This window comes from Negadavirga shengliensis, from assembly GCF_042652345.1.
Classification (GTDB): Bacteria; Bacteroidota; Bacteroidia; order Cytophagales; family Cyclobacteriaceae; genus Negadavirga; species Negadavirga shengliensis.
Genome location: NZ_JBHSJJ010000003.1, coordinates 26,467 through 40,057, shown reverse-complemented (window position 1 = coordinate 40,057; position 13,591 = coordinate 26,467). Strand labels below are relative to the sequence as shown.

The window sequence follows — 13,591 nt, the reverse complement described above, 5'->3', positions numbered from 1 at the left end:
ATCCCCTGATCACTGGGAAGCCTTACTTGTGAAATCACCTCCCAGCGGGAATCGTTTATACAGATCCCATTTGTAGTCCTCTTTCTTCAATAGTCCCACATTTTCAACCGTAAAATCATACCTGACCCTAATTGCATTGAGAAAATCCATGTATTCGCTGAATTTGTCTTTCTTCAAGTCCTGAAAAGCCACTGTCATGTGTGGTTGATAATTAAGATCACTTAACTCAACGGGCACATTCATTCTACTTTTGCAAAACGAAGCCAATCGCTGCTGCATTTCCATAAGTTCGGGCGGATATTTGACCCGAATGTATATCACCCTTTGCCTGAAACTTCGGAAACCGCTCAGCCCCAGCGCCATCTTCCTTTCCACTGAAAAAAACTCCTCTATCAAATGGAAAAGCCTGGTCTCTTTGTTTTCATTATAAAGGAACGGCATCTTCATCGTAATGTGCGGAGGCGATTTCAAGGCGTATTTCAGTCCGAATTCTTCTTTTAACCGGTATTTGATTTCAGTAACCGCATCCTGAATTGCCCCCTCAGGAACAATTGCTATAAAATATTTTTTCAATGTCTTCCCCATTTGTTGTTTTTTAGCGGAGCATGGCCATTGATCTACAAATGGAAATGTTAACCCTCCGACCTATAGCATAATAATTGAACAAAAAACAAGTCATCTCTTTAAAAGAACTGACCAAAAGCTTAAATTGAAAACGTTTTGTCATCAAACTACTGATTTTCTCTGTAAATTTTGATCAATTTAATCTAAAGAATTTTAAGCTAATGGAGCAATTCAATAAAGTGATGGTGGGATTGGATCTTTCTGAAATGGATGACGCCCTGATTTCCAACCTCAAATATTTAGCCCCCTTGCTCGGGATAGAAAAAGTATATTTTGTCCATGTGGCCAGGGACCTCAATCTGCCGGAAGAAGTGTCTAAGACATATCCTGATTTAATGGCTCCGGTTGACGAGCTGATCACCAAAGAAATAGCACATGAGATTAAGGCCGCAGACTATCCGAAGGAATTGGAGTATGAAATCCAGGTAAAAGAAGGTAATGCGCAGGAAAGGATAATAAGGTGGAGCAAAATCAAAAACATTGATTTGCTTGTTATGGGCAGGAAAAAAAGCCTGGAAGGATCCGGTTCACTGGTGAAAAATCTGGCTCAAAAATACCCCAACCCGGTATTACTGATTCCCGAAGGGTTTTCATTCAAGCCCTTTGAGCAGATCCTGGTCCCTATCGATTTTTCTGAATATTCGATCATGACCCTGAAGTGCGCCCTCATGCTGTCACAAAAAACAGGGGCGAAAATCACTTGTTGCCACTTGTATGGGGTACCTGCTGGATATACCAAAACCGGCAAATCTTTTAAGGAGTTTTCAGAAATTATGCTACATAATGCAAAAAAAGAATACAAAGGATTCCTCTCAAAAAACCAGTTCCCGGATTTTGAATGCGAGTTCATTTTAAAGGAGAAAAAAGACGAAGCAGATAACATTATCAAATTCGCCAAATCCATTCAAACCGACCTTCTTATCATAGGGAGCAGGGGGAGAACCCAGTCCGCGGCCATTCTTTTGGGCAGTGTGGCTGAAAAGCTTATCAACAACGCCTATGAAATTCCCATACTGATGCTGAAGAAAAAAGGTGAAAGCATGACCTTCTTTGAAGCCCTGTTCCAGCTTTAAGTTTTCCCTATTTTTTCTTTAAATAAAAACAGGCTTGATCTCCTTTTCCCTCCTTATTTAACTGGAGGGATTTTCTTTTATATTTTAACAACTCTTCTTTTGGGAAAAGCGACTTATCGCGCGTGTCAAAAAAAGGAAGTCCTTTGGCGTATAGTTCACTGGCCCAGAACTGGAATTCAGAACTGTCAAACACTACTTCATATATTTCAAGGTCATTTGCTTCAGCCAACAGTTTCATGGCCTTTAGACTCGGAATAAAATAATGTCTGGGGGCATCCAATTGTACCCAATGCTGCTTGTATATCTGCCAGGCTTCTCCGTCCGAAACGGGAAGCCTTACCAGTGCCCTGCCTCCCACAGATAGCAGCTGTGATATTTTCCGGAAAGCATGTGCCAGGTCTGGCATGTGTTCCAGCGCATGGTGCAACATGATGATATCAAATGGCCCCTTAATATCGTCCAGTCCCCGCTTATATAACCTCAAAGAAGGATTGATGACAAAGTCCATGTCTATAAACGGATCAAATCCGGTAAGATCCCGGAATCCGGAAGCATATAATTCATATAGCAGCTGCCCGTTTCCACAACCTATATCAGTTATTTTTTCGTTGACCTTGGCATCGAGTAATTTTAACCAGTCACCGTAAACAGGTTTGAAAAAATCAATATCAAAAAACCTGAAAAGTTTTATTCTCAAGGTTTTCAGCCAATTTACATGGGGATTTGAAAAGGACAGATCAGAAAACGCATAATACTCATCCGGATAATAATATTCGATGTCAGGTGGGGGATTGAGCAGCTGTATGGTTCCACAATTCCCGCATTGGCCATATTGAAAGGCTTCCCCAGTCCCAAACATCATTTCTTTTACCTCCACAATCTCCCCGGCGATCTTGTGCTGGCAAACATTACAAACAAATTCGTCCATCAATACACGTTTTCCCTTTGTAGCACAAGTTCTCTAACGGTTTTGAAAATAATAATCATATCCAGAATAAACGACCAGTTTTCGATATAAAAGTAATCGAATTTTACCCTGGCACGGATTTGAAAAGTGTTCAGGATTTCACCGCGATATCCCAACACCTGGGCAAGTCCTGTGATTCCCGGTTTAATCCTGTGTCGGTTATTGTATTTGCTCAATTGTCCTTTAAACATCCTGTTCATGGGCAAAGTATGGGGACGGGGACCAACCACCGACATGTCGCCCAATAGGACATTGATAAATTGGGGCATCTCGTCAAGTGAATACCTCCGCAAGAAAGCGCCGATTTTAGTGATGCGCGGATCATCTTTTGTTGCTTGGCGGGTATCCGCCCAAGGATTTTCCACCATTGTCCTGAACTTGATACAGTTGAATATTTTATTATTGGCGCCGTTTCTTTTCTGGACAAAAAACACCGGGCCTTTTGACTCCAACCTGATCAACAGGCCTATCACCGGTACCAACCAGGTCATGATAAAAACCAGTACAAACAAGGAGAAAACTATGTCAAAGCCCCTTTTCCAAAACCGGTTAAAAAATTGGTCCAACGGGATTTCATTCAGGTTAACCACTACAAAATCCCCGTATTTGGAAAATGTCATCTTTTTTTCCAGCTGCAAGTTTGGACCTGGAATGATTTTTACCTTGATATAATTCTCGTCGGCAAAATCAATGATTCTTTTTACCAGAGCAGGAGGCAGACGCTGGCTGAGGTAAATAAGGTCAAGTCCCATCAGCTCGGCTTTCTCAAAAAACGTGATGCTGTTCCCCATAATTTGCAGGTCTTTGGAATCATCATCATAAAATCCCAAAAACTGGATGCCGAATTCTTTCTGTTTCTGAAAAGTATCAGCAAGTCTTTCACTCCATTGATTTTTACCAAATATCACTGCCCTTCTATAGTTCCTTCCGCTGATCCTGTAATGGCGCAGGGATTTATGTACCGCAAGCCTGTAAAAAGCAAGCACAAATAGCAAACCTAAATAGTAAGGCACCGGCACCTGTTCATCGGCATAGGGACTGCCATAGTTTCTAAACAGAAAGAAAATCAGCATCCCCCAAAAAAAAGACCCAAACAAATGTCTTAAAGTATCCTCATAAGAGGACGTTCTACCCAATTTGTAATCCTTTTTGACAATAACGACCGCTGACCAGATGACAGCAAACGCATGAAAGTCAAATAAGTCAATAAAAAAGGGAATTGGATAATTTGAAAACACCAATAACAGCACCCAAATCATCAGATACAAAATGGATATCTCGCCCAAAACAAACAACCAAGGAAAATATTTGTAAAAACGTTTAGCCATAACAATAAAAGCACCGCTGACCACACACTATGGTACGTGGCAAAGGGTTGAGGTTTTAATTATATTTAAACTCCGCATTTAAAAACAAAAAAGATTGCCGACAATTATTAGGGTTTAATTTTTGATATTCGTGCCAAAGTAATCAAATTTGCCGTAAAATTATAAAAATATTATCAATCAATTGTTAACTAATCGTCATTAGAATATACAATTTTAATGTAAAGCCTGCAAATCCTTTGAACTGAAGATTTCGGCAATGATCTTATCGAATGAAAAAGAAAATCAAAACATTTTTTGCAGCTTCTGATCAACCTGAATCGTTGGGAAGCAAATTCAGACTACGGCGATTTAAATTTTTTGAAGAACAATTCTACAAAACCTTTGAAAACAGCGACCGGATCAAAATTTTGGATGTGGGGGGTACCGAAAGCTTCTGGAAAAACAATTCGCTGAGACTTGAAAGAAACATCTCCATTACGCTTCTCAACCTTGAAAAAGAAAAAACTTCCTCACCCAACATTCTCAGTGTCTCGGGAAACGCCACCGATCTTTCCCAGTTTGATACAGGTGCTTTCGATCTTGTTTTTTCCAATTCGGTCATTGAACACCTCTATTCTTTTCACAATCAAAAAAGGATGGCTGAGGAGATCCAAAGAGTAGGGAAGCACTATTTTGTTCAGACCCCAAACAAGTATTTTTTTCTTGAACCCCATTATGCGCTGCCCTTCTTTCAATTTGTTCCCTCCAGGTTGGCTTTTCTGATTTTGACCAAAACCAAGTTCAGCCGGATGCACAAATGGGACCCTGTTCTTGCCAAAGCTTACTTGGAGGAAATCCGGCTACTTTCCCTTAGAGAAATGAAAAATCTGTTCCCTGATGCAAACGTCTACTTTGAAAAGGTTATGGGATTCAACAAATCCTTTATTTTCCATACGCTTGGCTCTACCAAAAAGCAAAAGCAATAAAAAAGGCTGCGGTGATAATGCAGCCTCTTTTGGTCCTTCACCAAAAAGCGATGGTTTTTTTAAGGTTCCGGATGAACAAGTCTGCCCTGCTCAATAATTTATTTCGACCAGTTTCTCTTCTATTTTTCGTTTACAGAGTGCTTTGAATATATTTTCATACTCATCTGTCACAAAGTCCCAATCATAACGCTGAGTAAGTCCATCCCGGGAATTGCTTCTTAAGTAATCCATGTCTTCAGGAGATTTCTCGGATTTTTCTATAATTTTGATTACGGAATCTGTATTCTTTTTAAAGTACCAGCCGTATTTTCCTTCCTGAAGCATTTCTTGGTTAAACCGGGTGTCCATGGCGAGAATAGCACATCCGTAGCCCAGGGCTTTGAGCATCGCCGGGTTGGTTCCTCCGTATTCATGCCCATGAAAGTAAGCGTAACAGTTGTGGTAAAGTGCTGCCAATTCCTCCTGGTCGCGTACATAACCGGTAAAAACAAGTCTTTTGTCAGGAATGCTTTTCATTTTCTGGGCGAAGCGGTCGTTATAAGGAACGTCACCGACCACCACCAGTTTTCTCTTGGAATTGGACTTGACAAAACCGTCCACGATCAAATCCGCATTATTGTCAGGGATCAGCCTCCCCACAATCAAAAAATAGGATTCCTTCTGAAGTCCCCACCTTTCTATAAGTGATCCATCCGAGGTCTTGCGCGGATTTGCACCGTAGGCGATCATTTTAGAAGGAGCATCAAATTTTTCCAGATAGATTTTCTCCATCTCATCGGAGTCAGTAATCAGCTGATCATATAGTTTTGTGGCCAAGCGGGACGCAAAGAGATAATACCTGGCCCCAAGGCCTTTCCATTTAGGCCTTAACCACTCCAAACCGTCGACATTGATGGCAGAAGGCTTACCAAAAATTTTGGTTAAAATACCGAAAGGCCCATTGGCACTGTTGACCACAAAAACGACATCCACCTTTGAGAAGCAAACATGCAACATTGACAGCAGGGAGTTCGTCAGTTGGCTGAGGGATTTGGTTTCCACACACGGCATGTAAACCAGGTTGATGCCGTTGACCTTCTTTGGCCTTTTTTCAAACAAAGGACTGTGACAATAGATGGTGACCTCTATCCCTCTTTGCACGAGACGCTCACCCATTTCTTTAACAAAAGTTTCGTAACCCCCATATACATATGGATACCCCCTGGTACCCACTATAGCTACGTGCAACGGCTTACTGTTTTTTGACATATTATTATGGTTTGCTTCCCGGGGAAAAGACATTATTTATATTCTCCCTATAAGAAGTTAAAGAAAAATTTTCCAATACTTTTTTTCTGCCTAGTTCCCCCATGTGCTTTCTTTTATTTTTATCCGCTACCATTGATGCCATCTTGTCAGCGGCTTCTTTTGGAGAATTCCATGGGATCAAAATTCCGGTTTCATCATCACTTATCATTTCTACAGCACCCCCGTGTGCCGTAGCTATTACCGGCTTCCCTGCTGCCATGGCTTCCAAAATCACTGTTGGAAAAGGGTCTGGTAAAGTCGACGGAAGAACGAAAATGTCCAAGGTTGCCAATACACTTGATATATCTGATCTGAAACCCAAATTAAAAACCCTATTTTTAAATTTTTTCTCCAAAATCTTTTTTTCTAACCCCTCATATAAGTGCTCTTCCCCAGGAAACGCATCCCCTACTAAAATAAAACGTAAATTTAAAAACTTTTTATTTAATTCTTCTGAAATTTCCAAAAAGTATTCATGTCCTTTCCAGGAGTTTACCCGCCCTATCATTCCTATTACGCAAGCTTCCTGCTCAATCGCCAATTCCCCTTTTAAGTCTCCCCCCGGATTCATATAAGGCGTATAATCGATGCCATTATAAACGAGTTCCAGTTTTTTGGAATCTATATGCTTTTTCCAGTGATCCTTGACAGCTCCGGATACCACTATTACTTTATCCGCAGCATAATTGATTATATTTCCCATTAAATAGGAAAACCAGAAAGGCCTGACGATTATCTCATGAAGATGCCAATAATGCCTGAGCTTTTTCTTTTTAGCCAACAGCGCCCCGACCCAGACGGCGGCCGTGTTGGAATAAATATCCGTGATTTTTCGGTTATCAACCACCTGGCCAAGTATCCTGACCGCCTTTTTCATCACTTTTATCCGGTTCAGTATCCCCGGTCCGTTGAAATATTTTCTACGGACAATTCCCAGCCGCACAATATCGACGCTAATCCCCGCTTTTTCCAAAGCTTCCGTTAAGGGTCCGCTTTCCGATAACACGACATGAGGAAAATGTCCTTTTTCCTTTAAGGAAATCGCTGTAATCAGGAATATTCTGCTGGCCCCGTACAGGTCCGAAGAGCCATGAAGCATCAAAATTCTCCTACCCATGCCGTTCCTTGTTTTTCCTGAACAAATAAAAAGCGCCTAAATGCCCCCCATGATCAGTAAATTCCACATGCACTTGGTCGGTGTATTCAGAAAACAGATTAAAAAGCGCTTTGGTGTTATAGTGGTTCATCTGCATGGTAGCCTCAGCTCCCCATTTTCTGTTTTTCAGCGAAGAATAGATCAAATTATAGGGATAAAACTTTGTACGCAGGTAAAAGTTAAGGTAAGTGAGGGGCGGCAGCCTGTGACCATGGGTGAGCTGCACCTGCATGATGCCTCCAACCCGCAGTTTTTGGAGTAATTGGGAAAGCAATGCCATCCCGTTTGCCGGCTCTATATGTTGAAATACAATATAGGAATTTATACAATCAAACATGCCTATATCAGCGAGGTTTGACCCGTCATAGGTTTTAAAAATCAGATTTTTCACCTCCAGTGCTCTTTGGTGGTCAATGGCCCTGTCGATAATATCAGGGGAAACGTCTATGCCACAGACCTGCTTCTCACTTGCTTTGGCAAAGGGAATGGCCAGTCTGCCCACCCCACAGCCGAAATCCAAAATGGAAAGGTCCTTGATGTTTACATCAAACAGCTTTTGAATTCGGCGGCCGGTGTCGGAAACAAATGATTCTCCGGTTTTAAAAAATTCATTTACTATTTCTGGAGACAACCGCTCCATTTTGTATTTTTCCTCGGAAAGCACACCATAATACGGGTCATTTTTTCCCAGATTTTTCCAGTTTATGATCGAATCAGACCTCATCGTACTTTCTCGTTTTTACAACCTTCGCCGGGTTTCCTGCAACAACACTGTAGGGAGGAACATCTCTGGTCACTATGCTGCCCGCAGCCACTACGGACCCCCTTCCAATGGTAACCCCCGCCAGGATCACGGCGTTGGAAGCTATCCAGCAGTCATCCTCTATTTTCACAAAAGACCGCTTTACGCCCTGGTCTATCATCGGCACATCCGGCCTTTCAAAGACATGATTTTCTGAATAGATGCTTACCCGGGGTGACATCATCACATTGTTTCCTATCTCAATATACCCCGAACAGCCAATATAAGCATATGGTCCAATGCTGGAATTGTCCCCCACTTTTAAACCCATACCCGGCTCTCCCCCATATAAATTGGTAGGGCGTATCAACGCATAGCTGCCCACGGTTACTTTATCACCAAAAATAATTCCCTTCCGGGAAAGGCCGTTGATTTCACAATTGTCCTGCGCCACAAAATTCCGGCCGACACGGAGATAGCTGGCTTGCCGGATCGTCACGTTTTTCCCCACCAAAAGCAAGCCTTTGGACTGCCTGAACCATATCCTCCACCAGCATCCCCGCAAAAACCAGACCGCCATTCTTAAGAACACACCCAAAGTCGACCTCGTGTCCCATTCCCGGTCAAATCTATCCGAAATATCCAAGCCGGTAATTCCGCTGACAAGTTTTCCTGCCCAATTACCCATCCAATGTCTTTTTAAAATAATCCAACAAAGATATAAAAAACTTTTTCCTGGAAAATGCCTTCAAACGGGAACCTCCAGCCGTTATCAGGCGCTTCCTTAATCCTTCATCCAATGCCATCACGGTCAGGGCTTTGGCGATACCTTCTTTGCTGTTATCTTCACACACATACACCGCATCTCCTCCTATTTCCTTCAAGGCATCCTGGTCGGAAACGATCACCGGTAAATGATAAGAAAATGCCTCAAGAACAGGCAGACCAAACCCTTCGTTGAGTGAAGGAAAGACATAGGCGAAGGCATTTTGATAATACCTGTTTAAAGTTTGTTTATCGACATAGCCTGGGAGGAAGACCGCATCATGCAGATCATGCCTGTGGATGGCAGCCACGATGGCATCATAATCATCCAAAGTCTCCCTGGGTCCCCGCTGCCCCACCAGCACCAAACAAAAATCTTTTTTTGCAGCCTCCAGAAATATCCCGAAAGCTTTGACCAGGGCCACAAGGTTTTTGCGTTTCTCCATGACGCCCACGTGTAAAAAATATGGCCTCTCAATAGGAGCAGGAAGCTTATTGTCCGGCTTATACTCGCCAAACGCTACGCCTGAATGAACCACATCGATGGGAGGACAATTTTCTCCCAAAAAATGTTTTATTCTGGATTTAGAATGGTTGCTCACCGTTAAAATCCTGGCTTTTTTTCGGATGGAAATACCCAATACTGACAAATAAATTTTTCTCCACAATGGATGATAATGCGCCGGGGTCTCCCAAAAAAAAGCATCATGAATCACAGATACCTTAATGCCTTTTGCCCATACCGGGGATAAAATATCGGGAGAAAATACCAAGTCCGCCTTGTGCCATACCGAACATATAGGCATCCATAACAATTTATGGCCAAAATACAGCAACTGAAACAGCCAGTTTCTCCATTTGGAGGTTTTTCCTTTAAAAAAGCTGCTGTTCAACACCCTGTTCTTGTGAGGAACCACTACAAAGCGAAAATCCTTCCCTGAATAGTTTTCTATTTCGCCGCACACAAGTTCCATATAGGTCTTGATCCCCGTTTGCGCCACGTGCAGATAAAACACGTCCACCAAGATGTTTTTTTTTTGTTGATCCAACTGGTTCGGGAATATTTAAGTGGTTGCCAGCGTACTGTTTCTGGAAAGAAAAAGCCTGTTGTAACCCGTCATGGTATAACCCATCATCCACCAGGTGGTAAGGGATACATAGGCATATAATTCCGCATTTGCGGTGAAAAGCGGGAGAAGCAGGCCGAATTTGGTGGCTCCGGTGACGAAAGCCATCCTTGCCAGGTTGACGTCCTCTGAGGCCCTAAAGACCTTCATCGATTTAAAAATCCCTAAAAAGAGGATCGTAATATATAAAAGCATTCCCATAACTCCCAGCTGCACGCCATAGATGAGAAACTGGTTTTCGCCCCCGACGCGTACTTCATCCTCAACGCTGCCGGTATTGCCGCTCATGGCAAGTCCTATCCCCTCAGGATTGGCAAGCATGGTATCCAAAGCCAACAGCCATTCTATCACGTGTCCCACGCTCGAAGCATTCTGGAAGGTAATGGTGTCATACACAAAATAATAAAAATCATCACTGGCAAAGTAAACCACATAAATTACAAAAGTAGCCAGTAAGCCCAGACCCAATAACAACAGGCGGTACAACCTGAACACGACTGCAATGAAAAATACCATCAGAAAAAATGCCCCGAAAGCTGCTCGGGAAGCTGAGAAAAACAGGCTTCCTACTGCGGCAACCATGACAAGCATATAAAATCCCCCTTCTTCTCTTTTGGTGCTGAGATACCAAATCAGGCCGGTTGAAAATGCCAATAAACAGGAACTGGCCAACTCCAAAGGGTCCGAAAAGAAAGAGGCCAGACGCATCCCGGTGGTCTGGGTTTCAAATGTCCAGGACAACCCATAATTCCCTGAAGGTTCTACGCCATTAATCGCATAGTTAAAAAGCGCATAACCTGTCATATTCTGAAAATGGACACCCACCGTTTTCTCGAAGATGTTCAAACAACATGCTGCAATGGCGATGCCCATGATGATGCTGAAAACCCGCTTTATTTGGCCGGCATCAAAGACCGTATTTCTGCCCAGGAAGTAAAATGCACCTATCAACAGCGTGTTTTTCAGATAAAGCAGCTTGTTTACAAAGGTGGCCTCCCCCAGAGGAAGGAACAGATAAACAGTGGCCAGGGAAAAAAACACCATGAAAAGCCAATCAATTATATTCAGTTTGAAACCGTAGCCGAAAGGGTCTTTTTGATAAAGAACGAAGGCCAACACGGCAAGCGCCAGAATCAATTCCTTCAGATACTGGAAAAAAGCGACGACAACATCCGATCCCGTGGCTTGATAAGCAATACTCAAAATAGAAATGTAAAAAGGAAGATAAAGCAACATGAAATAGACCACAAACTCCCATTTCCCCCTGAATACGATCCTTTTAAGCGTAAAAAAAAGCAGTCCCAGGACGTACAACACTACTGCTATGAACATCAAAACAGCACTCATAAGGGGTAATTTTGAAAAGTCCCCGTTCTTAATCCGTCCCGCATTCCCTTTATTATGGCAGCCAGTTTGCTTTTTCTGCCTCTGATCAGGAAATATAATGCGATTAAGCCAAACCTGAAAAAATGCAAAGGCCATGAGACGATCCGGGCCGGCAGATCTGCATGCTTCTTTATTTGGTAAATCTGATTTCTGACGTTCAGGTAATGTACTTTGGGATTTAAAAAACCTTCTTTATCTGCTTTTTTAGTTTTAGAAGAGGCTCCTGCTTCGTGATAAATGACCGCGTTGGGATGCACTTTCAGCCTATACCCCGCTTTCCTCATCCTCAATGACCAGTCCACATCCTCGAAATAAGCAAAATACTTCTCGTCCAACAACCCCACTTCCCGTATGACCGCTGCCCGCACCATGATGGCACAGCCGGTTATCCAATCTGTCTCATAAGATGCATTCAGGGATTTAGGCTGGTAGACTGTTTGGGACAAAGAAAGCCGTGAATTATACACACCGCCTGCATTCCACACCTTTAACCGGTCTTTCAGGTAGTATATCAGCGGCTGGATGGCGGCCGTCTCCTGGGAGGTTTCCATTTCCTCTACAAGGAAATGGAGAAAATCAGGACGTACTTCTGTATCATTGTTGAGCAAAAAAACATATTCATATCCTTTTTCCAACGCTTTACGTATGCCTACATTGTTCCCTCCGGTAAACCCTAAATTAGATGAGTTCCGTACCAAATCAATGGTGGGATAATTCTCCAAAAGGTACTCATAAGACCCATCTTCAGAATGGTTATCCACCACCGTGATCTGGGAAAAGTCCACCCCCGCTTGGGAAAGCGAATCAAGGCAGGAAGGGGTGTACTCCCGCCCATTCCAATTAAGTATGACGAAGGCTACCAAAGAGGGTTCCATAAAATTTTTTCAAAACGAAGGGCGATTTTGTCCTGAGCAACAGAGCGGAAACAATGAAGATAAACAGCTCCGTAGACAGAAGTGCAAATGCCAGCCCCTCACCTCCAAAGAAATGGGTCATCAACACCGCCGAAATTATCATATAGAGGCAAAAGGTCCAGGTGGAATCAAATAGAATTTTCTTTTGATTGGTCACCAAGATGATGAGCATGTTGGATATGTTTAGGGAGGCGAACAGCGGTAGAAAGGCAAGAATCCTTAAAAATATCACGGAGGATGCCAACCTGTCCCCGGACATCAGGTAAATGATCTGCGGAGCCCCTACATAGATTCCGAAGGTGATCAGAAAACACAAGGCGGTTGAGGATAGCTGCACCTTTCTTAAGAACAGATAAAACCGCCTGTTGTTCTGAACAAACAGTTTACTGGCATTAGGGTACGCCGCCTGCGTGATAAGCGTGGGGACGATCCTAAGCACCATTCCGATTCTTTCAGCAAGGCTGTAAAGCCCCAGCACCTGGGCAGCAGCGAAAAAACTCAAAATGATAAGCCCTCCGTTGACAGCCACATGGGAAGCAAGTCCTGAAAGGAAAAGCATCAGGTTTTCCTTCCACGATTGCCAGATTTTCGCCAAGCCCGGGAATCTGAATCTGACAACCAAATAATGGTGAATGTACAGGATCAGTAAGAAATTGCTAACAAAACCCGTAAACCCCAGGAAGAAATTGGCCCATTTACTATGATCGGGCTGCTGGATAAACAATACCAACAGAAAAAGGTACATCAATTTGGAAAAAACATTGGCCAGGGAGGCCAGCTTCATTTTTTCCAACCCCTGAAAAAACCAGGTGGTGGTGGTGGCTTCTGAAAGCAACAGTATGGCCGACCAGAAAAGAATCGTCCTGTATTCTTCAAAGAAGCCCCCGGCCGAGCCCATCAGTACGATCAATCCTAAAGAAATGGAGGCAAGCAAAAGCTTGCTGCAAAGGATTTTGGAAAAGACAGCCCCCATTTCTCTTTTGTTTTCCTGCTGCAAAGCTATTTCTCTCGGGCCACTGAGATTGTAACCAAAGCCTACCAGTACGTTAAAAAGCAGCACGACAGAAAAGGCAAGATTGACTAAGCCGAATTGTTCCAAACCTATGGACTGGATCAATATGGGCATGGAAATCAAAGAAATGAGCACATTGGAGGACTGAATCAGAAAAAGGAAAATGAAATTCTGAAATGACTTGTGCCGGATCAGGTAAAAAAACGGCAACTGATTCAATTTATCAAGCATGTACTTTGCTTATT

The 13,591-nt window shown here is 42.9% G+C and carries 13 protein-coding genes; 2 read left to right on the top strand and 11 right to left on the bottom strand.

The window, feature by feature from the left end; translation table 11 throughout:
* Positions 1–9 precede the first annotated feature (9 nt).
* Positions 10–585: a 2'-5' RNA ligase family protein gene (locus ACFPFU_RS05435; protein ID WP_377062310.1), complete on the bottom strand. Its 576-nt coding sequence runs from the start codon at positions 583–585 to the stop codon at positions 10–12.
* A gap of 200 nt (positions 586–785) precedes the next feature.
* Between ACFPFU_RS05435 and ACFPFU_RS05430 the strand changes: the two genes are divergently transcribed.
* The gene (locus ACFPFU_RS05430; protein WP_377062308.1) at positions 786–1,697 is read left to right on the top strand and encodes a universal stress protein; all 912 of its coding nucleotides are present in this window, start codon (positions 786–788) and stop codon (positions 1,695–1,697) included.
* Positions 1,698–1,704: 7 nt separating this feature from the next.
* Here the strand turns inward: ACFPFU_RS05430 and ACFPFU_RS05425 are convergent, their stop codons facing one another.
* Both ACFPFU_RS05425 and ACFPFU_RS05420 read right to left on the bottom strand, forming a co-directional pair.
* Positions 1,705–2,625: a class I SAM-dependent methyltransferase gene (locus tag ACFPFU_RS05425; protein WP_377062306.1), complete on the bottom strand. Its 921-nt coding sequence runs from the start codon at positions 2,623–2,625 to the stop codon at positions 1,705–1,707.
* Positions 2,625–3,992, bottom strand: coding sequence for an exopolysaccharide biosynthesis polyprenyl glycosylphosphotransferase (locus tag ACFPFU_RS05420; RefSeq protein WP_377062304.1), 1,368 nt, complete (start codon positions 3,990–3,992; stop codon positions 2,625–2,627). The genes ACFPFU_RS05425 and ACFPFU_RS05420 overlap by 1 nt, the downstream gene beginning before the upstream one ends.
* 269 nt (positions 3,993–4,261) lie before the next feature.
* On the opposite strand from ACFPFU_RS05420, the gene ACFPFU_RS05415 reads away from it, so the two are divergent.
* On the top strand, positions 4,262–4,957 hold the full coding sequence (locus ACFPFU_RS05415) for a methyltransferase domain-containing protein (protein ID WP_377062302.1): 696 nt from the start codon (positions 4,262–4,264) through the stop codon (positions 4,955–4,957).
* Positions 4,958–5,047: 90 nt separating this feature from the next.
* Here ACFPFU_RS05415 and ACFPFU_RS05410 read toward each other — a convergent pair whose 3' ends face one another.
* Genes ACFPFU_RS05410 through ACFPFU_RS05375 form a run of 8 tightly spaced genes read right to left on the bottom strand, consistent with a single transcriptional unit; the run spans position 5,048 to position 13,577 of the window.
* The gene (locus ACFPFU_RS05410) at positions 5,048–6,205 is read right to left on the bottom strand and encodes a DUF1972 domain-containing protein (RefSeq protein ID WP_377062300.1); all 1,158 of its coding nucleotides are present in this window, start codon (positions 6,203–6,205) and stop codon (positions 5,048–5,050) included.
* Positions 6,206–6,209: 4 nt separating this feature from the next.
* The gene (locus ACFPFU_RS05405; RefSeq protein ID WP_377063202.1) at positions 6,210–7,343 is read right to left on the bottom strand and encodes a glycosyltransferase family 4 protein; all 1,134 of its coding nucleotides are present in this window, start codon (positions 7,341–7,343) and stop codon (positions 6,210–6,212) included.
* A gap of 10 nt (positions 7,344–7,353) precedes the next feature.
* Positions 7,354–8,124 (bottom strand): class I SAM-dependent methyltransferase, encoded by a 771-nt coding sequence (locus ACFPFU_RS05400; protein ID WP_377062298.1) that lies wholly within the window; start codon positions 8,122–8,124, stop codon positions 7,354–7,356.
* Positions 8,114–8,830: an acyltransferase gene (locus ACFPFU_RS05395; protein WP_377062296.1), complete on the bottom strand. Its 717-nt coding sequence runs from the start codon at positions 8,828–8,830 to the stop codon at positions 8,114–8,116. Before ACFPFU_RS05395 ends, ACFPFU_RS05400 begins: the two co-directional genes overlap by 11 nt.
* Entirely contained in the window at positions 8,823–9,956 is a 1,134-nt protein-coding gene (locus ACFPFU_RS05390; RefSeq protein WP_377062294.1) for a glycosyltransferase family 4 protein, read from the bottom strand. The genes ACFPFU_RS05395 and ACFPFU_RS05390 overlap by 8 nt, the downstream gene beginning before the upstream one ends.
* 15 nt (positions 9,957–9,971) lie before the next feature.
* Entirely contained in the window at positions 9,972–11,381 is a 1,410-nt protein-coding gene (locus tag ACFPFU_RS05385) for an O-antigen ligase domain-containing protein (protein ID WP_377062292.1), read from the bottom strand.
* The gene (locus ACFPFU_RS05380; RefSeq protein WP_377062290.1) at positions 11,378–12,295 is read right to left on the bottom strand and encodes a glycosyltransferase family 2 protein; all 918 of its coding nucleotides are present in this window, start codon (positions 12,293–12,295) and stop codon (positions 11,378–11,380) included. The genes ACFPFU_RS05385 and ACFPFU_RS05380 overlap by 4 nt, the downstream gene beginning before the upstream one ends.
* Positions 12,261–13,577: an oligosaccharide flippase family protein gene (locus ACFPFU_RS05375; protein WP_377062288.1), complete on the bottom strand. Its 1,317-nt coding sequence runs from the start codon at positions 13,575–13,577 to the stop codon at positions 12,261–12,263. The genes ACFPFU_RS05380 and ACFPFU_RS05375 overlap by 35 nt, the downstream gene beginning before the upstream one ends.
* Positions 13,578–13,591: the final 14 nt, after the last annotated feature.